Origin of the sequence: Xanthomonas hortorum pv. pelargonii (assembly GCF_024499015.1) — a bacterium.
Taxonomy (GTDB): Bacteria; Pseudomonadota; Gammaproteobacteria; order Xanthomonadales; family Xanthomonadaceae; genus Xanthomonas; species Xanthomonas hortorum_B.
In genome coordinates this window covers 3,208,482-3,230,708 of the sequence record NZ_CP098604.1, presented here as the reverse complement: position 1 = coordinate 3,230,708, position 22,227 = coordinate 3,208,482, and the positions used below count along the sequence as shown (strand labels likewise).

General features: G+C 64.7%; 23 protein-coding genes, 1 other RNA gene and 1 pseudogene. 12 read left to right on the top strand and 13 right to left on the bottom strand.

The window, feature by feature from the left end; translation table 11 throughout:
- Positions 1 to 183 precede the first annotated feature (183 nt).
- Genes NDY25_RS14125 through NDY25_RS14115 form a run of 3 tightly spaced genes read left to right on the top strand, consistent with a single transcriptional unit; the run spans position 184 to position 2,962 of the window.
- On the top strand, positions 184 to 2,118 hold the full coding sequence (locus NDY25_RS14125; RefSeq protein ID WP_218974002.1) for a SpoIIE family protein phosphatase: 1,935 nt from the start codon (positions 184 to 186) through the stop codon (positions 2,116 to 2,118).
- On the top strand, positions 2,115 to 2,546 hold the full coding sequence (locus NDY25_RS14120; protein ID WP_168958035.1) for an ATP-binding protein: 432 nt from the start codon (positions 2,115 to 2,117) through the stop codon (positions 2,544 to 2,546). The genes NDY25_RS14125 and NDY25_RS14120 overlap by 4 nt, the downstream gene beginning before the upstream one ends.
- A complete protein-coding gene (locus NDY25_RS14115; RefSeq protein WP_168958036.1) occupies positions 2,543 to 2,962 on the top strand; it encodes an STAS domain-containing protein in 420 nt (139 codons plus the stop codon). Before NDY25_RS14120 ends, NDY25_RS14115 begins: the two co-directional genes overlap by 4 nt.
- 4 nt (positions 2,963 to 2,966) lie before the next feature.
- On the opposite strand, the gene NDY25_RS14110 is transcribed toward NDY25_RS14115, so the two are convergent.
- Positions 2,967 to 3,044, bottom strand: a non-coding RNA gene (locus NDY25_RS14110) — sX9 sRNA.
- 158 nt (positions 3,045 to 3,202) lie between these two features.
- Here NDY25_RS14110 and NDY25_RS14105 point away from each other — a divergent pair.
- A complete protein-coding gene (locus NDY25_RS14105) occupies positions 3,203 to 3,826 on the top strand; it encodes an HAD hydrolase-like protein (RefSeq protein WP_168958037.1) in 624 nt (207 codons plus the stop codon).
- 188 nt (positions 3,827 to 4,014) lie between these two features.
- Here the strand turns inward: NDY25_RS14105 and NDY25_RS14100 are convergent, their stop codons facing one another.
- The 9 genes from NDY25_RS14100 to mdcA form a co-directional block, all read right to left on the bottom strand.
- The gene (locus NDY25_RS14100) at positions 4,015 to 4,734 is read right to left on the bottom strand and encodes a GntR family transcriptional regulator (RefSeq protein WP_168958038.1); all 720 of its coding nucleotides are present in this window, start codon (positions 4,732 to 4,734) and stop codon (positions 4,015 to 4,017) included.
- 79 nt (positions 4,735 to 4,813) lie between these two features.
- Positions 4,814 to 6,169: an SLC13 family permease gene (locus tag NDY25_RS14095; protein ID WP_256627517.1), complete on the bottom strand. Its 1,356-nt coding sequence runs from the start codon at positions 6,167 to 6,169 to the stop codon at positions 4,814 to 4,816.
- A gap of 158 nt (positions 6,170 to 6,327) precedes the next feature.
- Positions 6,328 to 7,248 (bottom strand): malonate decarboxylase subunit epsilon, encoded by a 921-nt coding sequence (gene mdcH / locus NDY25_RS14090; protein ID WP_168958040.1) that lies wholly within the window; start codon positions 7,246 to 7,248, stop codon positions 6,328 to 6,330.
- Positions 7,245 to 8,069 (bottom strand): triphosphoribosyl-dephospho-CoA synthase MdcB, encoded by an 825-nt coding sequence (gene mdcB / locus NDY25_RS14085; RefSeq protein WP_168958115.1) that lies wholly within the window; start codon positions 8,067 to 8,069, stop codon positions 7,245 to 7,247. The genes mdcH and mdcB overlap by 4 nt, the downstream gene beginning before the upstream one ends.
- Positions 8,070 to 8,176: 107 nt before the next feature.
- A complete protein-coding gene (gene mdcG, locus NDY25_RS14080) occupies positions 8,177 to 8,821 on the bottom strand; it encodes a malonate decarboxylase holo-[acyl-carrier-protein] synthase (RefSeq protein WP_168958041.1) in 645 nt (214 codons plus the stop codon).
- A gap of 2 nt (positions 8,822 to 8,823) precedes the next feature.
- Positions 8,824 to 9,528 (bottom strand): biotin-independent malonate decarboxylase subunit gamma, encoded by a 705-nt coding sequence (mdcE, locus tag NDY25_RS14075; protein ID WP_168958042.1) that lies wholly within the window; start codon positions 9,526 to 9,528, stop codon positions 8,824 to 8,826.
- Positions 9,519 to 10,421, bottom strand: coding sequence for a biotin-independent malonate decarboxylase subunit beta (locus NDY25_RS14070; RefSeq protein WP_168958116.1), 903 nt, complete (start codon positions 10,419 to 10,421; stop codon positions 9,519 to 9,521). The genes mdcE and NDY25_RS14070 overlap by 10 nt, the downstream gene beginning before the upstream one ends.
- 231 nt (positions 10,422 to 10,652) lie before the next feature.
- Positions 10,653 to 10,970, bottom strand: a complete 318-nt coding sequence (gene mdcC / locus NDY25_RS14065) for a malonate decarboxylase acyl carrier protein (protein ID WP_104551694.1) — start codon at positions 10,968 to 10,970, stop codon at positions 10,653 to 10,655.
- Between the two features lie 9 nt (positions 10,971 to 10,979).
- The gene (mdcA, locus tag NDY25_RS14060) at positions 10,980 to 12,626 is read right to left on the bottom strand and encodes a malonate decarboxylase subunit alpha (protein ID WP_168958043.1); all 1,647 of its coding nucleotides are present in this window, start codon (positions 12,624 to 12,626) and stop codon (positions 10,980 to 10,982) included.
- 369 nt (positions 12,627 to 12,995) lie between these two features.
- On the opposite strand from mdcA, the gene NDY25_RS14055 reads away from it, so the two are divergent.
- Both NDY25_RS14055 and NDY25_RS14050 read left to right on the top strand, forming a co-directional pair.
- A complete protein-coding gene (locus NDY25_RS14055) occupies positions 12,996 to 13,541 on the top strand; it encodes a PadR family transcriptional regulator (protein WP_168958044.1) in 546 nt (181 codons plus the stop codon).
- A 526-nt stretch (positions 13,542 to 14,067) separates the two neighbouring features.
- Positions 14,068 to 14,856, top strand: a complete 789-nt coding sequence (locus NDY25_RS14050; RefSeq protein WP_168958045.1) for a siderophore-interacting protein — start codon at positions 14,068 to 14,070, stop codon at positions 14,854 to 14,856.
- Positions 14,857 to 14,981: 125 nt separating this feature from the next.
- Here NDY25_RS14050 and NDY25_RS14045 read toward each other — a convergent pair whose 3' ends face one another.
- From NDY25_RS14045 to NDY25_RS14035, 3 genes and pseudogenes are all read right to left on the bottom strand, one after another.
- The gene (locus NDY25_RS14045; protein ID WP_256627516.1) at positions 14,982 to 15,149 is read right to left on the bottom strand and encodes a hypothetical protein; all 168 of its coding nucleotides are present in this window, start codon (positions 15,147 to 15,149) and stop codon (positions 14,982 to 14,984) included.
- Positions 15,150 to 15,428: 279 nt separating this feature from the next.
- Complete coding sequence (locus tag NDY25_RS14040) at positions 15,429 to 16,160, bottom strand: YceI family protein (protein ID WP_023902659.1); 732 nt, start codon at positions 16,158 to 16,160, stop codon at positions 15,429 to 15,431.
- A gap of 91 nt (positions 16,161 to 16,251) precedes the next feature.
- Positions 16,252 to 16,844 (bottom strand): annotated as a pseudogene (locus NDY25_RS14035) (malonic semialdehyde reductase).
- Between the two features lie 136 nt (positions 16,845 to 16,980).
- Here NDY25_RS14035 and NDY25_RS14030 point away from each other — a divergent pair.
- From NDY25_RS14030 to NDY25_RS14005, 6 genes are all read left to right on the top strand, one after another.
- Positions 16,981 to 17,928, top strand: a complete 948-nt coding sequence (locus NDY25_RS14030; RefSeq protein ID WP_168958117.1) for a mitochondrial fission ELM1 family protein — start codon at positions 16,981 to 16,983, stop codon at positions 17,926 to 17,928.
- 49 nt (positions 17,929 to 17,977) lie between these two features.
- Entirely contained in the window at positions 17,978 to 18,841 is an 864-nt protein-coding gene (locus NDY25_RS14025) for a DUF2145 domain-containing protein (RefSeq protein WP_180336538.1), read from the top strand.
- The gene (locus NDY25_RS14020; RefSeq protein ID WP_168958047.1) at positions 18,838 to 19,341 is read left to right on the top strand and encodes a hypothetical protein; all 504 of its coding nucleotides are present in this window, start codon (positions 18,838 to 18,840) and stop codon (positions 19,339 to 19,341) included. Before NDY25_RS14025 ends, NDY25_RS14020 begins: the two co-directional genes overlap by 4 nt.
- 222 nt (positions 19,342 to 19,563) lie before the next feature.
- A complete protein-coding gene (locus tag NDY25_RS14015; RefSeq protein ID WP_168958048.1) occupies positions 19,564 to 20,121 on the top strand; it encodes a VUT family protein in 558 nt (185 codons plus the stop codon).
- A 488-nt stretch (positions 20,122 to 20,609) separates the two neighbouring features.
- On the top strand, positions 20,610 to 21,635 hold the full coding sequence (locus NDY25_RS14010) for an alpha/beta hydrolase (RefSeq protein WP_168958049.1): 1,026 nt from the start codon (positions 20,610 to 20,612) through the stop codon (positions 21,633 to 21,635).
- Between the two features lie 108 nt (positions 21,636 to 21,743).
- Positions 21,744 to 22,163 (top strand): cyclophilin-like fold protein, encoded by a 420-nt coding sequence (locus NDY25_RS14005; RefSeq protein WP_251754956.1) that lies wholly within the window; start codon positions 21,744 to 21,746, stop codon positions 22,161 to 22,163.
- The last annotated feature ends 64 nt before the right edge of the window (positions 22,164 to 22,227 follow it).

The window sequence follows — 22,227 nt, the reverse complement described above, 5'->3', positions numbered from 1 at the left end:
TCTAGTCCGCTTGAGCCGGTGGGGTCAATTTACGGCAGCTGACGTGAGGCAGTTGTTGCCCGCCGGAAAGCTGCCATGATTCGACCTGTCAGCTAGGGGGAGCGCGTTATCGCCACGGGGTTCACATCGCCAGCCGACAACGTGGCCGTCACCCCACGCGTGCACTGGCGGCGCAGCCTGCGCATGCGCGTGTTGCTGGCCGCCACCGCAGTGCTGGTACTGCTGCTGGCGGTCCTGGGCACGGTGTTTTATCTGGGCGCACGTGCCGAATTGGTGGAGGCGGCGCGCACCGAAGTGGATGGCTTGACCGAGCAGACCGCGCGTAGCCTGGCGGCGATGCTGGATTCGGTGCAGGTGAGCGGCCGCACATTGGCCGCCAGCAGTGGTGCGGTGGGGCTGCAGCCGTTCAATCTGCGTGCGTTGCTGCTGGCCACGCTCAGTGGCGACCCGGATATCGGCGCGGCGCGTTTGATCATCGAACCGCGCACGCAAAAAGCCGGCGATACCGGGTTTGTCTGGTACGTGCATCGCGAGGGCACGCGCGTGCTGGAAAAATCGGTGCAGGAGCTCGGCGACGACTACCGCGCGATGCCGTGGTATCTGCGCACCCAGCGCGAAGGGCGTGCATGGTGGTCCGAGCCATATATCAACACCAATGGCGGCGGCGAGTTGTACACCAGTTACAACCTGCCGCTGCGTCGGCCGGGCGATGCCGTGGATGCGGCGCCGGTGGGCATGGTGAGCGTGGATCTGCCGCTGCAACATCTGCGCGCCATCATCGACCAGCTGCCGCACGACATCAGCATCCGGCCGATGCTGTTGTCGCCGGAGGGGATGGTGATGTTCAGCCCCGACCCTGCGCTCAATCTGCATGACACGCTCGCTACCTACGTGGCGCGTTCGCGCCCGGATCTGGCGCCGCTGCAGCGTGCAGTGGCGGCGGGCCAACCAATTTCGTTTTCGCACACCGCGCCCGATGGCGAGCGCTTTCTGACCCATAGCGCGGCGGTGGGGCGCAGCGGCTGGACCTTCGTGCTGTCCGCATCGGAAAACTACGTGCTGGCCGGCCTGAACTGGCTGGCCGCATGGGTGGCGTTGGCGGCGTTGCTGGGCGCGGCAGTGTGGTGGTGGTTGATGGGGCTGATCACGCGCACCTTGACGCGGCCGATCGAGGAATTGACCGATACCGCCGAGCATTTTCGTCGTGGCGAATTCGAGTACCCGCTGCGGCATATCGAGCGCGATGACGAAGTGGGCGTGATGGCGCGTGCGTTCGACAGTGCGCGCGGTGCGATCCGCGACCATATCGCGCAGATCGGCGAGATGACCTCTGCGCGCGAGCGCATGTACAGCGAGCTGCAGATTGCGCGCGAGATCCAGCAGGCGATGCTGCCGTCCGGGCGTACCTTCGACCGCGCCAACTCGCATCTGGAAACCTGCGCCTGGCTGGAACCGGCCAAGGCGGTGGGCGGCGATTTTTACCACTTCATCGAGACCGAGCCGGGGCTGTTGTGGTTTGTGGTGGGCGATGTCTCCGACAAGGGCGTGCCGGCGGCCTTGTTCATGGCGCGCGCGGTGAGCGTGCTGGAAATCGCCGCGCGCCGGCACACGCGCCCGGACGCCATTTTGATCGCCGCCTCCACGCGGCTGGCCGAGAACAACGAGCCGTGCATGTTCGCCACCGTGCTGTGCGGGGTGATCAATGTGGTGAGCGGCGAATACTGGCTGGCCAGCGCCGGGCACGAGCCGCCGCTGTTGATCGACCTGGATGGCACGGTGCGGCCGTTGCCGCTGGAAACCGGTGCGCCGCTGGGCATCGAACCGCAGCTGGCCTACCCGGTGCTGCAGGGCCGCATGAGCGCCGGGCAGACCCTGCTGGGGTATACCGATGGCGTGACCGAGGCGATGGACGAACACGGCGCCAGCTACGGGCTGGAGCGGCTGCTGGCCGCGCTGCACCCGCGCCGTAGCGCGGCGGCACAGTGCAAGGCGGTCATAGACGACATTGCCGGCTTCACCGGCCAGGCCGATGCGTACGACGACATCACGCTGCTGGCGATCCGGCTGCGCCAGGAGCATGCTGAGCCGAATGCCGCCGGGGAGGCAACCACACCATGATGCTCGAGCTGGCCATCGCCCCGTCGCTGGACGATCTGGCTTATGTCAGCAACGCGCTGGAACACTCGCTGATACGTGAAGGCCTGCATCCCGAGCGTATCGGCCAGGTGCGGCTGATCGTGGAAGAGCTTGGCTGCAACGCACTGCTGCACGGTCAAGGCGACGAACAACCGCTGCGTGTGCAATTGCAGGTGGACGCGCAGGCCCTGGTGCTGGAGTTGCGCGACCCCGGCGACGCCTTCGATCCTTGCGCCGTGCCCGCCCCCGATCTGGACGCCGATCTGGATGCGCGCGCGATTGGCGGTTTGGGCCTGTTTCTGGTCAATCAATTCGCCGATCACATCGCCTACCGCCGCGATGGCGCATACAACGTGGTACGCGTCACCCTGCTTCACCCGTATGCCCCTGTCCCCGAGACCATGTCATGACCACGCTCGCCATCCACATCGATCCGGCGCAAGACACCCGTCAACGCGTCATCCTGACCGGGCGCCTGGACACGCATACCTATCTGGACCTTGAGGCGGCGCTGTCGCCACTGCTGGGCACCACCATCGTCACCCTGGTGCTGGACCTGACCGCACTGGAATACATTTCCAGCGCCGGCATCCGCGTCATCTTCAAGGCCCGCAAGACCCTGGCAACGCGCCAGGGCAAGCTGCTGGTGACCAACCCGCAACCGCAGATCCGCAAGGTCTTCGACATGGTCAAGGCGGTGCCGCTGAGCGATGTGTTCGCCTCCACCGAAGAGCTGGATGCGTATCTGGCCGCGATGCAGCGCAAAGTCATCGAACAGCACGCCGACGGCGACAACCCGATCCAGCCGCACTTTGCCGAAGCGTAAGAGCGGCTAACAAAACTGTAGCGAGCAGTGGTCAGGCGGGCGTGGATGGCGCGCTCAGAACCGGAGTGTACGAGTGGTACATGCCGATTCCGAACACTGGCGGCTCGCGCCTGACGGTGAGCACAGTCGTTTTGTTAGCCGCTTTAAATTTCATCGCCTGCGCGCACATGTAGTGCCGTGTGTGCGCATGGCGCGTCAGCGGCATTGGGTAGGCTATGACGCCCTGATACTTGCGTTGCAATGCCCGCACTGATCATTTTCGATTTCGACGGCACCCTGGCCGACTCGTTCGGCTTCTTTTTGAGCACGCAGCGCGTGCTGGCCGAGCGGCACGGGTTCCGTGCGGCACAAGCGCACGAGGTGGAGGATGCTCGCCGGCTGAGTACGCGGGAGCTGTTGAAGGCCTCCGGGCTGCGTGCCTGGCGCGTGCCGCTGGTGGCCGCCGACTTTATCCGCCTGATGCGCGCCGCACCGCCGATGGCGTTGTTTGCCGGCATTGCCGACGTAGTAGAGACGCTGCATGCCAGCGGCACGCGCCTGGCGGTGGTGTCGTCCAACTCGGTGGAGAATGTGCAACGCGCGTTAGGAGCGGAGTTGAGTGCGAAGTTCGCCGTGATCGACGGTGGTGCGCATCTGCTGGGCAAGCAACGCGCCTTGCGTCGTGTGTTGCGCGCCACCGGGTATGGCGCGACGCAGGCGGTGTATGTGGGCGACCAAGTTGCCGACTGGGAAGCGGCGCAAGTGGTGGGGTTGCCGTTTGCTGCCGTTGCGTGGGGCTATGCGCACCCGGAGGTGTTTGCCGGGTTGGCTGGGACGCAGTTGATTGAACGTGTGGACGGGTTGCTTGGGTTGGGTGTGCAGTAGCCCGGTTTTTCAATGGCTGGGATTTGGGATTTGGGATTTGGGATTCGCAAGAGCAAGAGCTTCCCGCCGCTACGTGCGGACGTACCCTCATCCGCCCTTCGGGCACCTTCTCCCGGTGGGAGAAGGGTACGAGCGTCAGGCGCCCCTGGGGTCAAGCCAGCTGCTTTAAGCGGTTCGCCACGGCGTCTCTACACACCACCCACCCGCGGTAACGGTGCAGGCACGTTCAACATTCCGCCCGCTGCCACATACGCCGCCAAGGCCTGCCCCTGACTCAACAGATGCCCGTGCATCGTGCGCTCTGCACCTTCGGCATCGCCGCGCCGCACGCACTCCATCAATGCACGATGCTCGGCCAACGACTGCGCCATGCGCCCCGGGGTCAACAGCTGACGGCCGCGATGCATCTTCAAGATGCGGTGCAGATCGTGGGTGACACGGATCAACCACGGATTGCCGGCGTACTGCTGCACGGTTTCGTGGATCAGATAATTGTTGCGGTAGTACTCGGCCAGGTCGCCAGCGGCGGCGGCGGTTTCCATCGCCGCGTGCAGCTCTTCCAACCGCTGCACGCCGGCCGCATCGATGCGCTTGACTGCATCGTGGGCGCAGCGGCCTTCGAGCATGGCCATCACCGGGAACAGCTGGTTGAGATCTTCCAGCGTCAGCCGCGTGACCCGGCTGCCACGGCCGGCGTCCAGTTGCACCAGGCCTTCGGCGGCGAGCAGCTTGAGGCTTTCGCGCAAGGGCGTGCGGCTGATGCCGAGTTCTTCGGCCAGCGCCGGCTCGTCGATCCACTCGCCCGGTGGCAACGCGTAGTCGTAGATCTTCTGGCGCAGGCGCTCGGCCACTTCCTCGTACAGCGGTACGCGCTTTTTGGCGGTGCGCGAATCAGGGGCGAGGGTCATGGCGGGCAGGTCGTTAGCGTCGGAGCGAGGGCGCCCATTCTACGGGGGCGCCCCACTCCGCCGCTGTGCGCGTGCCGGCTCACAGCCAGCCCGGCACCACGAACAGCAGCCACGCGGTCAGTGGCCCCAACAACACCACCAGCCCGCTGTAGACCAGGAAGCGGCGGAACAGCGCGTCGCGCTCCTCTTTCGCCGCCGAAGCCACCACCAGCGCGCCGTTGGTGGAGAACGAGCTGACATCGACGATGGTGGAGGACACCGCGAGCGCGCAGATCACCCCGGCCGCACCCAACTGGCCCTGCATCAGGAACGGTACCGCCAGCGGAATGGTGGCGCCCAGCACCGCCGCCGACGAGGCGAACGCAGACACGATGCCGCCGACATAACAGACCAGCAGCGCACCCAGCAACGGCATGCCGATCTGCGAGACACCGGTGCCGATGTAATCCACCGCGCCGGCCTTTTCCAGCACTGCGACGTAGGTGACCACGCCGCTGATCAACAACACCGTGGACCAGCTGATGCCATCCACTGCGCCTTTCTGCGCGCTGGGCGAGATCAATGCAAGGACCACAGCAACGGTGATCGACACCAGGCCGACATTGAGGTTGTAGATCAGCGCCGCGACACCCAGACCCAGCAAGCCCACCAGCGTGATCAAGCGATCGCGGGTGATGGCAACAGCCTCCAGCGCCAGCGGATTGGTCGACAAGGTACCGCCGCCAGCGGCAACCAGGGAGCCATGCCCTTCGATCGCAAATGGGCGTTTGGAGGCCTGGTCATCGGCCACTGGCACGTATTGCGCATCCGCCAGCGACACCTCTTGCCGACGCATCAGCTTGAGCCCGCCGAAGGCGCAGAAGCAGATGATCGCCATCATCAGGTTGAAACCAAGACTGGTGAGGAACACCGCCATCTCGGTGACGTCCAACCCGGCCTTTTCGACCACCTTGTTGGTGATGCCGCCATACACGCTGATCGGCGAAAACCCGCCGCCCTGCGCGCCATGGATCACCAGCAGGCCCATCATCAAGGGATTGATGCGGTACTGCTTGGCGAAGCGCAGCGCCACCGGGCCGATGATGGCCACCGCCGCCGGCCCGAGCGCACCGAAGGCAGTGAGCAGGCCGGTGATGACGAACATCACCCACGGGATCGCCACGATGCGCCCGCGCACCGCGCGTACCGCCCAGTGCACCAGCAGATCGATGGTGCCGTTCTTCTGCGCGATGGCGAACAGATAGGTGATGCCGACCAGGGTCAGGAACAGGTCGCCCGGAAAGCCGGCCAGTACCTCCTTGCCGTCCAGCCCCACCCACACGCCGCCGATGATGAAGGCCAGCGCGAAGGCCACCGCACCCATGTTGATGGGCAATGCGGTGGCGACGATGAACATGATCACCAAGCCAAGAATCGTTGCAATTTGCGGGGTCATGCGCCCTCCCAGACACCTGATACGCGTACAGCACGGATGGCCACCCGCCACCCAAGGGTCACGTCCTGTCAGACACCAGGAGCGGCCAACACCACTGATGCGCAGCTGCCAGGCGGTTGCCTGCTCGCTATGCATTGCTGGCTTCTCCTAGCGTTACCTCATGCCGCGCGCTCGCACGCGGCGTTGACCCACTCGACAACACCTTGGGTGCTGTTGAATTCGTCCACCGACCGCGCCTCGCAGTCCGGCAATACCTCCCGCGCCATGCGCGCCAATGCGCTGCCTGGCCCCAGTTCGAGAAACACGCGTGCGCCGCGTTCTGCGGCCTGCACCAGCACGTCGTACCAGCGCACGGTCTGCGCAAGCTGTGCGGCAAGTGTGTCGATCACCAAGGCCTGCGTGGTGACGGCACGTGCGTCGATACCGGCAAGCACGCGTAGCTTGGGCGCAGTGATTCCTGCGGTTTTCAATGCAATGGCAAATGCGTCGGCGGCCGCGCGCAACCACGGCGTATGCGCCGGCACGCTGACCGGCAGCAGCGTGATGCGCGCGCCTTGCGCCTGCGCAGCGTCGCCGAGTGCCTGCAGCGCAGCGTGCGGGCCACCGAGCACGGCGTGGTCGTCGCCGTTGATGATGGCCAGGGCCGCACCATGGGTCTGACACAGCGTTTCGAGCGCGCGCAGTGGCAGGCCGACCACCGCCATCAACCCGGCATTGTCCGGGCTGGCCGCGTCCATCAGGCGTGCGCGGGTGCCGGCCAGCTGCAGGCAGGTTTCACTGTCCATGCTGCCAGCCACCGCATGCGCGGCGAGCTCGCCGACGCTGTAGCCGAGTACCAGCAACGGTGTGGGCAGTTGCGTACGCAACACCTGCCATTGCGCCAGCGTACCGGCACACACCAGTGGTTGTGCAATGGCATTGACGTAACGGCTTGGGTCTGCGGCCAGCGTTTGCGCAGATGCACCAAGCAGCTTGGTCGCAGCAGCGAGTACGCTGGCCGCAGCGGGTGCATCGGCGACACGCGCAAACATCTCGGCGTGTTGGCCGCCTTGGCCCGGGCAGAGCACGGCGAGCGTCATGCGCTTTCCTGCACATGCAGAAACCAGGCGCAGGCCAGCAGATCGGCGCTGCCGCCCGGGCTCAGGCGACGGGCGACGAATTGCTTACCGATGGCGTTCAAACAATCGCGCCACTGCGGTTGCGCGATGCCGCCGTCGGTGAGGAAGGCATGTGCTTGCGCTTTTGCGTAAGCCAGCCCTTCCTGACCACCACGATGCAGTAGATTCAGATCGTCCACTTCGCTGACCAACTGCATCAACGTCTGCGCCAACGCCGCTTCCGGCGTGGCGCCGCTGTGCAACGCAGCGCGCAGGCACGGCAGCGCGACTTCGCGTAACAGCGGGTAGCCGGCTGCGGCCTGCTCGCGCACACCGCTGACCTGATACTGCGCACGCATACGCTGACCATTGCTGTGCGGATTCAGCGGCGCAGCCCGCAATGCATCGCCCCACACCTGCACCGCGTTGCAGACCGCTTCACCAGTGGGGCAGCGCCCGTGCGCGACACGCAAGCGCGCCGCCTGCGCAGTGAGCAGGCCGAGGCTGAAAATCGCACCGCGATGGGTGTTGATGCCGCCGGTGGCGCGCAGCATCGCCGCTTCGGCATCGATGCCGAGCCGACGCAAGTTTGCGAACGGGGCGTTGTCGATGCCGGCTTGTGCGATGGCGACAAAGTAGCCGCGCAAAGCGAACAGGCTGCGCAGAAAGGTGGCCGCGTCCATATCGGTGTGGCTACCGGTATCGAACGGGGTGACCAGGCCAGGCTTTGGTGCGCAGGCCAGTTCTGCATGCAAGGCAAGCACTGCAAGGCGGCCGAGTCGGTGCGCCAGTGGACTTGCCATGCCGCTGGTGAGACGCGATGCGCCCTGCAGCGATGCACGATGTTGAATATCGCCATGCGTACATGGGGTCTCGGCTTTGGTATCGGCAACATCCTTCGCCAGCGCACTCATGCCGCGCTCCACACAGGAAACAGCGCGGTGCGCGACGCCAGCCGGCAGCCATGATTGGATTTCACCAACACCTGCTGCGCGCTGCCAGCGTATTCGCGCCAGTTCACGGCGGTGCCGTCGTCGGCCAGCAGTAATTCGCCATCGGCGCGCAGGCCATGGCGTTGTTCCCAGCGCTGCAGCAGCGTCACCACCGCATGCGCTTGTTCGGGTGTTTCGATCGACCACGACAGGTCCAGATCCGATTGCGCGTGCACATACGCAAGCCCGGTGAGTGCCTGCCATGCAAAGCTGCCGAACACGCGTGGCTGCAATGCATTGGCCCGGGTCTGCACCAGCAAGGCCTGTAGCGCTGGCTGCGCGTCGGTGGGCGCGTGGGCGATCACTGCGTCCAACAGCAACGGTGCGGTGCTGCGTGCGATATCGACACTGCTGGCGCTTAACGCAAGGCGCTGCTTGCCTTCGCTCGGCGGCAACGGCACGCCGAGCCGCAGTGTGCCGGGCGCTTCGCTGCCGTCACCACGCGCCACCACCGCTGGCAGGCCGGCAGCGAACCACTGCTGCAGGCGCGGTTGCGCACCCGGCGTCAACGCCTGCCAGCGCGCGTCGGGATGCAACCACACCAGTGCGTGGCGGCCGGGCATGCTCAGGCCTCGCCTGCTGCCACGGCGGCGGCGACATCGCGCGCCAGGGTACGGCCGCCACGTTGTGCGCCAAGCGTACGACGTTGGTCGCCGTCGCTGGGCGTGGCCAATGCATCGGGCAGCGCCTGCGCCAGATCGCCCTCCCACAACGATTCCACTGCGCCCATGCGCACGTAATTTTCCACACCCGGCGCGAACACCGGCGAGCTCTTGCTCAGCGCCTGCAAGGTGTCCACCGATTGCTTGGTCACACGTGCCATGGCGCGTAGATCCATCACGCGGATCTGTGCATCGGGCAAGGCGTGGATATGGTCGGCCATCAAGCCGAACGAGAGGAAGCCGCCGCTGACCGATTCGCCGTACACCAACGTGACCAGCCGCGCACCGCGCGTACGTGCAAGATCCAGCGCGCGTGCCAGATGCGCGAAATAGCCGTTGATCCCCAGCAGTTCGTCGCGGCGCGCGAGCCGTTGCCCGGCGGTGTCGGCCAGCATCACGATGGGCCGCTGCGGATGTGCACGTGTGCTCGCCAACACGGTAGCGGCCAACGCCAGTGCGTGGTCCACGCCGACTTCCAGTTTATTGGCGGTGCCGATCACGGTGACCTCGCCCGCAGCGGTCATCGCGTTGCCGGTGAGCACATCGTCGTTGCGTGCGATGGCGTGACCGAGCGGAAACAGCTGATCCAGCAGTTGGCTCAGTTCCATGGAATGCTCCGGTCGGCAGTGGCGGCGAGGAAGGCCTCGGTGTCCAGCAATGGCAGGTGCTGCGCATCGACGATGCCTTGGCGCTGCCAGATCTCCAGACCATCGCGGCAATCGCCGTAGGCGTCGATGCGTTTGGACAACTGCTGCTGCGCAAGTTCCAGTGCCTGCAATGCGGCCTCGCCTTCCGGCTCGGCAAGTGTGTCCAGCGCATGGGCAGCCGCGTCGGCGAATGCCGCGATACGGTCGGCGACCAACGTCTGCGCCTCGCCGAGCAGATAGCGATGCTTACCGCCGGTGACGCGCCACACCAGCGCGCGATCGCGCGCGTCGAACTCTTCCACGCCGCGCACGGTCTCGATCACGTCCGGGCCGGACAACGACAGGCGACCTTCTTCGGACATGATCACCGCGCTGCAACAGCGCGCCACGATGCCCATGCCGCCGAAGGCGCCGTTGCCGCTGCCGATCAAGGCCAGTACCGGCACGCCGGCAGCACGTGTGCTCAGCGTGGCGCGCATGATTTCGGAAATCGCGATCAAGCCCGCGTTGGCTTCGTGCAGGCGTACGCCGCCGGTGTCGAGCAATAGCAGCACCGCTGCCGGCTGCGTTTTTGCTGCGCGTTCGAGCAGGCCGGTGAGCTTGGCGCCGTGTACTTCGCCGACGCCACCGCCCATGAAGGCGCCTTGCTGCGCGGCGATCAACACGTTGCGCCCACGCAGCGTGCCTTCGCCGACGACGATGCCGTCATCGAAGGCGCCGGGCGTGTCGAGTTGCGCCAGATGCGGGCTGATCAGGCGGCGACGTGGACCGACGAATTCGCGGAAGCTGTCGGCGTCCAGCAAGCCGTCGATACGCTCTCGCGCATCGGCTTCGTAATAGCTGCGCTCGGCCATGGGGATGGTGCTCATACGTATCTCCCGACGACATGCGTAGGAGCGCACTTGTGCGCGACCGGGGCGTTACCGAGAAAGCTTGTCGCGCTCAGGCGCGCTCCTACGAGATGAGTGGTGGTGCTCATGTGCGGCTCCCGATGGCTCGCGTAGGAGCGCACCTGGGCGCGACCGAAGCGTCACCGGGAACGCCCGTCGCGCCCGGGTGCGCTCCTACGGGGTGAAAGGGGCGGCTCATGCGTCGGCTCCCTGCAAGACATCCATCGCCTGCTCCAGTCGCAAACTCACCACCGCTGGCGTGGCGCCGACATCGTTGATGCTGATGCGCACATCGCGCAGTGGATGGCGTGCGGCAAAATCGTCCAGCACCGCTTGCCAGATCGCGCCGAACCCGCGCGCGGCGGTGAGGATCTCGATCTCCATCGCGCCGTCCAGCGGCACGCGCTCGACCAGCACTTCCAGATTGCCGGAGGCGACCACGCCGACCAGCGCATGCTCCAACCCGGCGCGTGCGCCGTGCTGGCCATCGAAGCGATACCGCAGGGTTTCCATGCTGTGCCCCTACCAATTGCGAAAACGTTTCGGCGGGTCGTACAACCCACCGGACCAGCGCACCAGATCCTTGACCGTGCGCGCGGCGAGCAGGTCGCGCGTGGCATCGCGTGGACGAATCCCCAGGTCTTCCGGCCGTTTGATGACGCCGCGATCGCGCAGATTTTCGACCGCGCGCTTGTCGCGGCCCAGGCCGACGGCGGTATAGCCAGACACGCCGCGAATCGCTTGCTCGCGCTCTTCCGGCGTGCGGCACAGCAGCAGGTTGGCGATACCTTCTTCGGTCAGCACATGGCTGACGTCGTCGCCGTAAATCATCACCGGCGGCAGCGGCATGTTGGCGCGCTCGGCCAGTTCCCAGGCATCGAGTTTTTCGACGAAGGCCGGCGCCATGTGCTCGCGGAAGGTTTCCACCATCTGCACCACCAGCTTGCGTCCGCGCGGCATCTCGCCCGGTCGTGCGGCTTCGCGCCCGGCCTTGAGCCAGGCGTCGCTGGCGTGCCGGCGGCCGCGCGCGTCCGAGCCCATGTTGGGCGCGCCGCCGAACCCGGCGATGCGGTCGCGCGTGGCGGTGGAACTATTGCCCTGCAGATCGATCTGCAAAGTGGAGCCGATGAACATGTCGCAGGCATACAAACCGGCGGTCTGCGACAGCGCGCGATTGGAGCGCATGCTGCCGTCGGCACCGGTAAAGAAGATGTCCGGGCGCGCGGCGATGTACTGCTCCATGCCCAGTTCCGAGCCAAACGAATGCACCGATTCGACGAAGCCCGATTCGATTGCCGGAATCAGCGCCGGATGCGGATTGAGCGCCCAATGCCGGCAGATCTTGCCCTTCAGCCCGAGCGATTCGGCGTAGGTGGGCAACAGCAATTCGATCGCGGCGGTATCGAAGCCGATGCCATGGTTGAGCCGGTTGACACCGTATTCGGCGTAGATGCTCTTGATCGCCATCATCGCCATCAACACCTGGATCTCGGAGATCTGTGCCGGGTCGCGGGTGAACAGCGGTTCGATATGGTTGGGCTTGGGCGCCTGCGTGACGAAGTCCACCCAATCGGCGGGAATATCCACGCGCGGCAGCGTGTCCACGATCTCGTTGACCTGCGCAATCACGATGCCGCTCTTGAATGCGGTGGCTTCCACGATCACCGGGGTGTCTTCGGTATTGGGGCCGGTGTAGAGATTGCCGTGACGGTCGGCGGCCTGCGCGGTGACCAGCGCGATGCGCGGGGTCAGGTCGATGAAGTAGCGGCCGAACAGTTCCAAGTAGGTGTGGATGGCACCGATCTCGATGCGGCCTTCGCCGACCAGCCCGGCCAGGCGCGCGGCCTGTGGACCGGAGAACGAAAAATCCAGCCGCTTGGCGATACCGCGCTCGAACACGTCCAGATGCGCAGGCAGCGACAACACCGATTGCACCATGTGCAGGTCGTGCACGCGCGCCGGGTCCACTTCGGTGAGGCAGCGCGCCAGATAGTCGGCCTGCTTCTGGTTGTTGCCTTCCAGGCAGACGCGGTCGCCGGGTTCGATCACCGCTTCCAGCAGTGCCACCACATCGCTGGCCGCCACCACACGCCCTTGCGGCGCAAGCGGGGCGGCGCGCTGCAAGCGCTGGCGCCGGCTCTCGGCCTGGGTGTCCCACTGTCGACGCATGCGGCTGCCTCATCGGGCCATGCCCGTAATGTCGGAGTAATTACATCGTAATTATGAAGAATTACGTTGTCTAGTCGCGGCGCAGCATGGATTCGGAGTTAGTCGGCCTTAGTGTCGATCGGCCGTTGAGGTCGTTCGGCATCGGTGCTGGCCGGCTTTGGTGCAAGTCGACGTTGGTGTCGTTCGACACCGGGCCGACTGGTCCCTGCTCTGCTTAGCGTGGGCACGGTGGTCGACGGCGTGGTGCTGGACCGGCCGGGCGAGGCCCATCGGGACGAGAAGGCGCACGGCCCAGGCGATCTCGCGTGCGTCAGCGCTTGCGAGCAGCGCGAATTCGATATATCGTTTCGTCATGCTTCGATATATCGAATGAACACGCGTCCTCCACCTGACGACGTCTCCGCAGACGCTGATCTCGCTTCCGATCCAGCGCCCGAGCGCGGCACAACTGGACGCTCGCGGCCGTTGGGGCATGGCGATCTGCGTTTGTTGTTGCTAGCGCTGATCGAGCAACAGCCGCGGCATGGGTACGAGCTGATGCGGCAGATCGCCGCGTTGTTCAAAGGGCTGTACACCCCAAGTGCCGGCGCGATCTACCCAGCGCTGGCCCAGCTTGAAACCGACGGCTGGGTGCAGACCGCCCTGGATGACGGCCGCAAGCGCTATCAGGTCACTGAGGCCGGCCGCACGCACGTGGCACAGCAGCGCGACGCACTCGACGCGGCGCTGGCACGCACACATCGCCGCGCACGCGAGTTGATCAAGGCACAGACACCTGCACCGATTCGCGAGGCGATCCACCGCATCAAGCACGGCCTGTTTGCGCGGCACGGGCAGTGGACCGAAGCAGAAACCGCACGCATCGCTGCGCTACTCAACGCCGCCGCTGACGGCATGGAGCGCGAAGACGGCTGAGTGCGTGTCCCTATCGCTGTGATCCGAAGCTGGCCGATGCGAGCTTGATTGCGCTTTGCAGCAGTGACACGTCATCGCAGTGTTCGCGTTGCGCGCGTCAGTGACGTGCATGAACCGCGGCACATGCGTTGCTCTGTGAGTTCATAACTCTGCAAATTCCAAAGCATCGACCTTGCGTGTTTGGCAGCGACGTAATTGCCTGTCTTGATCAAAATGCAATTTCAGAATCAACACACAGTTTCAGCCGCGGGACGGCAAGCCCCTCTCCCGCCGGGAGAGGGGTTGGGGTGAGGGTACGGGCGAAGCCACGTGTCATTGCAACTGCGCGAGGCTTCGCCCGTACCCTCATCCGCCCCTACGGGGCACCTTCTCCCGATGGGAGAAGGGATAGCTAACAGCAGCTGCTCCTAGCTGGTTTATTTGCCTAGCTGGTTTACTTGATTGTTTATTGCGCCATCAGTTTTGCCAGTTACTCCCCACTTCTTCCCATCGCGCATACACCCGGCAATCCAGGAACAATTCCCCCATGGCAACCCACACCAACACCCAAATCCGCCGCGACTCGCGCCTGCGCTCCGTGCAGGTGCTGCGCTGCGAATCGATCACCCCGCAGATGCGCCGCATCGTGTTTGGCGGCAACGAACTCGCGGGCTTTCAAAGCGACGCACCGGACGATCACGTGAAACTGTTCTTCCCCAATGCCGATGGCGCCTTCGTGCTGCCGACGATGACGCCGGAAGGCCCGCGCTATGACGAAGGCGCCCTGCCCTCACCCGGCCGCGACTACACCCCGCGCGCATTCGACCCGCAAAGCGGCGAGCTGAGCATCGACTTCGTGCTGCACGGCGATGGCGTGGCCACCAGCTGGGCAGCGCACGCACAGCCCGGCGACACGCTGAAGATCGGCGGCCCGCGCGGCTCATTTCTGGTCGCCGACGACTACGACCACTACGTGCTGATCGGCGACGAAACCGCACTGCCGGCGATCGGCCGCTGGCTCGAAGCCATGCCTGCCGACATGCATGCAGAGGTCTTTATCGAAATTGCCGATGCCGCAGAACGCCAGGAGTTGCTCAGCGCCGCCGACGTGGACGTGTACTGGCTGGAACGCAACGGTTTCGATGCGGCCAGCAGCACCTTGTTGGAAGACAGCCTGCGCGATTACGAGCCGCACGATGGCGATACCTTCTACTGGATCGGCGCCGAATCCATGCGTGCACGTGCGATGCGCAAGTTTCTTGAAGAACACCATGGCGTGGACAAGGAGTCGGTGCGCGCGAAGGGTTATTGGAAGGCTGAATCAGCTCCGCACTAACGGACAGCAGGGCGGCTCTGGGTGCTGAGTTTCCCCTGCAGACGGCTGTTGATCTGTGGATTTTCCGCAGGGCCCTTGCCTGCCTACCATCGCGGGACACGCCGCAAGTACGTCCGTGTAGGCTCTTACGCGGCATCCATGCCGCGTAAGGTCCCGCGACGGTAGGCAGGCAAGGACCAGTCCAGATGGTCGGTGCGCATGGTTGCAAGCAAGGCATGGTGTGTTATTTGGACAACGCTGCGGCCGATCAGCTTCGCAACGCAAAACGCGACGATCAACAGGTAGGCTTTCATCAAACAACCGATCAACTCTCTGGTGCGGTGTCCTTGCCGATTGCGGGACCGTGTGGCGGCATGGATGCCGCCACCGAGCCTACATGGACGTACTTGCGGCGTGTCCCGCGAGCGGCGAGGACACCGCACCCTCGACCGCAACGCCCAAAAAAACGGCGCTTCCCACCGAAATGGGGAAGCGCCTTTTTCTTCAGTGAACAGCATTACGCCAATCGAACGGCTCCTGCGTTCCACACATCGGTGCGATCGCTCGCACCGATGCATCACCTTTGCAGCGAATTACTTCGCGGCAGCAGCGTCACCGGCCTTGGCCTGCAGCGCTTCGGTGGTGATGCGGATCTTCACTTCGTCGCTGACGTTCGGGGCGTACTGGCCCACGCCGAAGTCGGTGCGCTTGATGGTGGTGGTGGCGTCGAAGCCAGCGGCCGGCACCTTCTTCATCGGGTGCTCGCCGGCACCGTTGAGGGTGACGTCCAGCACGACCGGCTTGGTCTGATCCTTGATGGTCAGATCGCCGGTGACGGTCAGCTTGTTGGGGCCGGCCGCTTCGACCTTGGTGCTCTTGAAGGTGGCGGTCGGGAACTTGGCCGCATCGAAGAAGTCACCGCTCTTGAGGTGCTCGTCGAACTTGGCGGTGAAGCTGTTCAAGCCGGACAGCGGCAGGGTGACCTGCACGGTGGACTTGGTCACGTCGGCCGCGTCGTACACCAGGGTGCCGTCGACATTGCCGAAATGCGCGGTGGGGTTGGAGAAGCCGAAGTGGCTCCACTGCGCCAGCACGTCGGTGTGGCTCGGGTCCAGCGTGTAGGTGCCCGAGGCCACTGTCACGGCCGGCGCGGTCGAGGCGGTCGACTCGGCGGCAGCAGGTGCCGGGGCAGCAGCGGCGTCGGCCGGTGCGGTGGCAGCCGGGGTCTCGGCGGCCGGTGCGGCGGCGTTGTCGGCCGGCTTGGAGCAGGCGGCAATGGCCAGGGTCAGGGCGAGCGGCAGAAGCAGTTTGTGGGTGGTCTTCATTGAAACTCCATGTGATGAGAGACGCGTTGGATCAACGCGGATGGGACAGAACGCAGACGGACGAGGACTGCAGGAAAGGGGGGACGTACGCTTATTCGATGCGTGCGGCTTCGTCAAAACTCAGGCGCGGCAGCCGCGGATACAACGCGGCCGGGTCACCGTAGCCGAGATTGATCAGGAAATTGGATTTGATCGGCGTGCCGGCAAAGAACGCCGCATCCACCTTGGCATTGTCGAAACCGGACATCGGGCCGGCATCCAGACCCAGCGCACGTGCGGCCAGGATCAGATAGGCGCCCTGCAGCGAGCCGTTACGGAACGCCCGGAGTCGACGCGTCCTTGGCGCGAACCTTCGAACCAGCTCTTGGCATCGGCATGCGGAAACAGATACGGCAGCTTTTGGTGGAACTCTTCGTCAAACCCAACGATCACCGTGACCGGCGCGCCCAGCGTCTTGGCGGCATTGGCGTCGGACAGCGCCGGCTTGAGCTTCTGCTTGCCTTCCGGGCTGGTCACGAACACGAAACGTGCCGGCGAGCCGTTGGCGGCAGTCGGGCCCCACTTCACCAAGTCGTAGAGCTGGCGCAGCTGGTCTTCGCTGACAGGCGTGTCGAGAAAGGCGTTTTGCGTGCGGGCTGTACGGAACAGCTGATCCAGCACGGCAGCGTCGAGCAGGTCGGACATGGAGACTCCGGGAGGCAAAGGAATGGGCGACAGTAGAGTGCGGCACCGGCCAAGGTGTGAAGACCCGCAGTGTAGAGTGACGCGATTGCTGCAACACACGCTCAATCTGAAACAAATCTATGTCGGATTCGAAACGATGGTGCTGACCTGGGCGGTCAGCGATGGCCGCGCCGGCAATGCACGCCAGGCCGAGGCGCTGGCGCGTGCGTTGCAGCCAGAGCCGATCACCGCGCTGCATTTGCAGGGCCGCGCGCCCTGGCGCTGGGTCGCGCCGCGTCTGCTGCCAGGCGCCCAGGCCGCGTTCGGACCCGGATTCAGCCGACAATTGCAGCAGCCACCGGCGCTGGCGATCGGCTGTGGCCGCCAGGCCGCGCTGGCCACCCGGCTGTTGCGTGCGCACGGTAGCCGGGTGGTGCAAGTCCTGGACCCGCGCCTGGACCGGCGCCATTGGGATCTGCTGATCGTGCCCGAGCACGATGCGCTGCGTGGCGCGAACGTGATCACCCTGCTCGGCAGCCTGCACCCGGTGGACGATGCCTGGCTGGCCGCTGGCCGCGCCGCGTTCCCCACGCTCGGCACCCTGCCCGGCCCGCGCGTGGCGCTGTTGATCGGCGGGCCAACTGCACATGTGCCGTGGACGACCCAGGCGTTGGCGGCGCTGTGCGCGCAGTTACGCGAGCAGTTGCATGCGGTCGGCGGCAGCCTGCTGGTGACCACGTCGCGACGCACTCCGCCGGAGGCAATGACGACGCTACGCAAGCTATGCGCAGATCTGCCAGGCATGCTGTGGTGCGACACGCGCGATGGGCCAAATCCATACGCCGGCCTGCTGGGTTGGGCCGATGCGATCGTGGCCAGCGCCGACTCGGTCAATCTGCTCTCCGAAGCCTGCGCCACGCGCGTACCGGTGGCCGCAGCATTTGCCGACCAGGCGCAAGGGCGGGTTGAGACATATGTTCGGGCACTGCAAGCGCATGGCCGTTTATGCGAGGCAAGCGCTGTTTTCGCAGCGCAGCCGAACCTTGAACCATTGCGCGAAACCCAGCGCGTTGCCACCCTGGTGCGTGAACGCCTGCACGTATGATGGCGCGGCCGTGAGTGACACGGGGCAGACACAAGGACGATGCACGCCCATGCTTATGGAACAAAAACGGCGCACCTGGCCGACAGCGGCGCTGTTGCTGATGTGCTTGAGTGCCGCACTGCCCGCCGTTGCCGCGCCGGTCTGCACCCCGCATTACCCCACACCGGCCACGCTGGCGGCGATGTTCGACATGGCCAAGTCCACCCAGCAAGCGCTGGATGCCGTGGACGGTGCGCAGGTGGTGCTGTTGGCGCGCGGCGGCCAGGATCTGAGCCGTTACGGCTTGAAACACAGCCATCTGGCCTTCGCGCTGCGCGAGGACGACGGCACCTGGCGGGTGAAGCACCTGCTCAACCACTGCAAGTCGGACAGCTCCGAACTGTATCGCGAAGGCCTGAGCAATTTCATCGGCGAAAGTGCACTCAACGCGGATCTGCGCGTCGGCGTGCTGGCGCCAGCCCTGCAGCAGCAGCTACACACGCTATTGCAGGATCCGGCCCCGCTGGCACACACGCTGCACGAAGCGCGCTACAGCATGATTGCCTATCCGTTTTCCACCGAGTATCAGAACTCCAATCAATGGGTGCTCGAAGTGCTGGCAGCAGCGCTGGCCGCGACTAATGCACAGGCGACGACACCTGCACCGGTGAGTGATCGACGCAGCGCGCAAGCCTGGCTCAAGCGTAACGGCTACCAGCCCACCCGCCTGCATCTCGATCTGAGCAAGCGCATCGGCGCACGGTTCTTCGTTGCCAATGCCGCGGTCACCGACCATCCTGCCAGCGAGCGTATCTCCGGCAACTACTCGGTGATCACGGTCGAGTCGGTGTTCGATTTCCTGCAGCAACATCAGCTGCTGCAGCAGGATCATTCCATTCCACACAGCGTCACCGCGCACGGAGCGTCTCCATGAACATCCCTCTTCGACCTGCCGGCCTTGGCCTGTTGCTGGCCATCGCGTTTGGTCAGCCTATGCGGGCCCACGCAGGCTTGACCACGATCACGCGCGGCGATGCCTCGATGATGTCGGCGATTCTGGTGGTGTCGGCACCTGTGTTCGTGTCGATCGCTGTCGGCCACAGTGTGGGCAGGGGCTCGGAAGCGCTCGGCGATGCATCGAACAAAGCCTCTGCCGGGCCGTTGCCGCCAATGCGGGTGAAATCGTTAGAGAAAACCACCGATGGCGGCTGCGAAGTGCACTTGCAGGATCCAGCGCAAGCCGACAACACCGCCCTGCTGCGCTGGCCAGCACGTCAGGACGACCCGACTGCCGGCTTCCACGTTGGCGAGACGGTGACCTTCCAACCGAGCCCGGCCGGCGCAGGCTGGACGGTGCAGTCACCACAGGGCCAGGCGTTGGCATTCGTACCCACTGCCGAATCCGCTGCGCAGAACAGCAGCAAGACCTGGTGATGTCGAAAAGCTGCGTACAAAAGCTCTCGGCTGCGATAGGGCGTCGCTGACACCTCATGTCTCCGGACACGGTGTTACACGCGGTGCGTGCGCGTGTATCGACCACTGTCTGCCGAACAGCCACGCCGTGGTACTGGTGCAGACACTGGCGGCCCCCGCGCGCACTGGCCCGCATGCGCCAACGCGCGGATAATTCGCGCTGATCGCTCACTGCCGCCCGCCATGTCCACCACATCCCCCACGCTGTTCGCTCCGCTCACCGCACGTGCCTTGACGTGGGCGGTGCTGGCCATGGGCGCGGTGGTGCTGTTGTCCAACATCCTGGTGCAGTACCCGATCAACGACTGGCTGACCTGGGGCGCGTTCTCGTACCCGCTGGCATTTCTGGTGAGCAACCTGATCAATCGTCGCTTCGGCCCGCGCGCAGCGCGCAAGGTGGCCTGGTGCGGCTTTGCGCTCGCAGTAGTGCTGTCGATCTGGCTGGCGACGCCACGGATCGCAATCGCGTCATGCACCGCGTTTATCGCTGCGCAGTTGCTGGACATCAGCGTGTTCGATCGTCTGCGCAATGGCAACTGGTGGCGCGCGCCAATCGTGGCCACCACCTGCAGCGCCACGCTGGATACGGCGATCTTCTGGAGCATCGCCTTTGCCGGCGTCGGCCTGCCGTGGATCAGCTGGGCGGCCGGCGATCTGGCGGTGAAGCTGGGCATGGGCGTGTTTCTACTCGGCCCGTTCCGTGCACTGCTGTGGCGGAGTGCGCCGCGTCCGAAGGTCTGACGAGCTCGCGGGATCCTTGCCCGTGGACGTGCAGCTAGCCATCCGTCGTTGCGACTCATGAGTTGCATGCATGGCGCCATGCCGTTGGCAGCAATACTGCGGCGGCAGATTGCGATTAGAGTTTGCACCTCGGCACTGCGACGGTCTTTATCGGCCGCGTGATGCATGGTTTTTCATCGTTCACCCCTTCGCTGTACTGATACGCATCGACTGGCTTGCGTCACTGCGCCATCAGTGGACGGCATGGATGCCGCTGAAATGATGGCTGGCGCACGCGGGCGTTGCTAAATAACCGTAGTACCGAGGCGTGCAGCTTCTAAACGCGCAGGATGCACGCTGCCCGCGCGCAAGACCATGCGGCTGGGCCACGTTCAAACATGGACACATTGATTGAACAGCACTGCGATCGAGCCGCGCTGCACTTCACGTGCAGGCGCAGATCCATTGACTGCGCCCCTCCTGAACATCACACCACAACGGATCGTCCAATGAGAAAGCTCATCGTGCTTCTGGGACTGTTGATTTCTTTCACCGCAATCGGAGCAGACATGTCCAACGGCGCCAATAATTTTTATACCAGCCCGCGCGTCACCGTGCAGAAGGTCACCTTCAAGAATCAGTACCAGATGACGGTGGCCGGCAATCTGTTCGTGCCCAACGGCCTTGACCCGGCCATCAAGCACCCGGCCATCGTGGTGGGGCACCCGAAGGGCGCGGTGAAGGAGCAAAGCGCCAATCTGTATGCGACCAAGATGGCCGAGCAGGGCTTCGCCACGCTATCGCTGGATCTTTCGTTCTGGGGCGGCAGCGAAGGCCAACCACGCAATGCGGTGTCGCCCGATCTCTATGCCGAAGACTTCAGCGCAGCAGTGGATTTTCTCGGCACCCAGCCCCTGGTCGATCGCGACAGGATCGGGGCGATCGGCATCTGCGGCAGCGGCAGCTTCGTCATCAGCGCGGCCAAGATCGATCCGCGCATGAAGGCGATCGCCACGGTCAGCATGTACGACATGGGCGCAGCAAATCGCAACGGGCTGCGTCACGGGCAGTCGCTCGAGCAACGCAAGCAGGTCATTGCTCAGGCAGCCAGGCAGCGCGATGTGGAATTCGCTGGCGGCGAGACCGCCTATACCGGTGGCACCGTGCTGGAACTGACAGCGCACTCGAACGCCATCGAGCGCGAGTTCTACGATTTCTATCGCACCCCGCGCGGCGAATACACACCCGAAGGCCAATCGCCGCTGCGCACCACGCGCCCGACCTTGACCAGCAACGTCAAGTTCATGAACTTCTACCCGTTCAACGATATCGAAACGATTTCTCCGCGCCCCATGCTGTTCATTACCGGCGACCAAGCGCACTCCAAAGAGTTCAGCGAAGAGGCGTACCGCCTAGCAGGGCAGCCCAAGCAACTGGTGATCGTGCCGGGCGCAGGGCATGTGGATCTATACGATCGCGTCGATCTGATCCCGTTCGATACGCTGACGGCGTTCTTCCGCAAGCACTTGCATTGAGTCAACGAAGCGAAACAGATGCAGAGCCCACCAACCTTCCGCTGCATCCGCGGTCTGTCGCTAGCAGGCGCACTGCTGGCCACTGCCTGCTGCGCTGCCACCGCGCCAGTGCAGGCCGCGCCCACTTCCCCACCGACCAAAGCGTCTTCCATGCACATCACGATCCGGATTGGTGCTGACGCTGTCGAGGCGGAGCTGGTGAACAATTCGGCCACGCGCGACTTGCTGTCGCGCTTGCCGATGACAGTCAAGTTCGAGGATTTCCACGCCACCGAAAAGATCGGTTACCTGCCCGGCAAGCTGGATCTGAGCGGCGCCGGCACAGCGGGAAACGCGCAGATCTGGGATCTGATGTATTACGTGCCCTGGGGCAATCTTGCGGTGTTTTACCGCCCGTACTCGCCGTCGCGCGATCTGGTGCGGCTGGGGCGCATCGTGTCGAATCATTCGGCCCTGACGCGGGCTTCCAGCTTCACCGCCACCATCGAACGCACGACCGCGCCCCAGTCACCGATGCCACAGCCGTAACGCACCGCTGCATCCGCAAACTGCAGCATCACCATCGCGCGGGAACGCTCCGCCGGCACCTACT

Excerpts from the sequence above, each read along its gene's own strand:
- NDY25_RS14125 (WP_218974002.1), top strand. The coding sequence starts at position 184 with ATGCGCGTGTTGCTGGCCGCCACCGCAGTGCTGGTACTGCTGCTGGCG.
- NDY25_RS14120 (WP_168958035.1), top strand. The coding sequence starts at position 2,115 with ATGATGCTCGAGCTGGCCATCGCCCCGTCGCTGGACGATCTGGCTTAT.
- NDY25_RS14115 (WP_168958036.1), top strand. The coding sequence starts at position 2,543 with ATGACCACGCTCGCCATCCACATCGATCCGGCGCAAGACACCCGTCAA.
- NDY25_RS14105 (WP_168958037.1), top strand. The coding sequence starts at position 3,203 with ATGCCCGCACTGATCATTTTCGATTTCGACGGCACCCTGGCCGACTCG.
- NDY25_RS14100 (WP_168958038.1), bottom strand. The coding sequence starts at position 4,734 with ATGACCCTCGCCCCTGATTCGCGCACCGCCAAAAAGCGCGTACCGCTG.
- NDY25_RS14095 (WP_256627517.1), bottom strand. The coding sequence starts at position 6,169 with ATGACCCCGCAAATTGCAACGATTCTTGGCTTGGTGATCATGTTCATC.
- mdcH (WP_168958040.1), bottom strand. The coding sequence starts at position 7,248 with ATGACGCTCGCCGTGCTCTGCCCGGGCCAAGGCGGCCAACACGCCGAG.
- mdcB (WP_168958115.1), bottom strand. The coding sequence starts at position 8,069 with ATGGCAAGTCCACTGGCGCACCGACTCGGCCGCCTTGCAGTGCTTGCC.
- mdcG (WP_168958041.1), bottom strand. The coding sequence starts at position 8,821 with ATGCCCGGCCGCCACGCACTGGTGTGGTTGCATCCCGACGCGCGCTGG.
- mdcE (WP_168958042.1), bottom strand. The coding sequence starts at position 9,528 with ATGGAACTGAGCCAACTGCTGGATCAGCTGTTTCCGCTCGGTCACGCC.
- NDY25_RS14070 (WP_168958116.1), bottom strand. The coding sequence starts at position 10,421 with ATGGCCGAGCGCAGCTATTACGAAGCCGATGCGCGAGAGCGTATCGAC.
- mdcC (WP_104551694.1), bottom strand. The coding sequence starts at position 10,970 with ATGGAAACCCTGCGGTATCGCTTCGATGGCCAGCACGGCGCACGCGCC.
- mdcA (WP_168958043.1), bottom strand. The coding sequence starts at position 12,626 with ATGCGTCGACAGTGGGACACCCAGGCCGAGAGCCGGCGCCAGCGCTTG.
- NDY25_RS14055 (WP_168958044.1), top strand. The coding sequence starts at position 12,996 with ATGAACACGCGTCCTCCACCTGACGACGTCTCCGCAGACGCTGATCTC.
- NDY25_RS14050 (WP_168958045.1), top strand. The coding sequence starts at position 14,068 with ATGGCAACCCACACCAACACCCAAATCCGCCGCGACTCGCGCCTGCGC.
- NDY25_RS14045 (WP_256627516.1), bottom strand. The coding sequence starts at position 15,149 with ATGAAAGCCTACCTGTTGATCGTCGCGTTTTGCGTTGCGAAGCTGATC.
- NDY25_RS14040 (WP_023902659.1), bottom strand. The coding sequence starts at position 16,160 with ATGAAGACCACCCACAAACTGCTTCTGCCGCTCGCCCTGACCCTGGCC.
- NDY25_RS14030 (WP_168958117.1), top strand. The coding sequence starts at position 16,981 with ATGGTGCTGACCTGGGCGGTCAGCGATGGCCGCGCCGGCAATGCACGC.
- NDY25_RS14025 (WP_180336538.1), top strand. The coding sequence starts at position 17,978 with ATGCTTATGGAACAAAAACGGCGCACCTGGCCGACAGCGGCGCTGTTG.
- NDY25_RS14020 (WP_168958047.1), top strand. The coding sequence starts at position 18,838 with ATGAACATCCCTCTTCGACCTGCCGGCCTTGGCCTGTTGCTGGCCATC.
- NDY25_RS14015 (WP_168958048.1), top strand. The coding sequence starts at position 19,564 with ATGTCCACCACATCCCCCACGCTGTTCGCTCCGCTCACCGCACGTGCC.
- NDY25_RS14010 (WP_168958049.1), top strand. The coding sequence starts at position 20,610 with ATGAGAAAGCTCATCGTGCTTCTGGGACTGTTGATTTCTTTCACCGCA.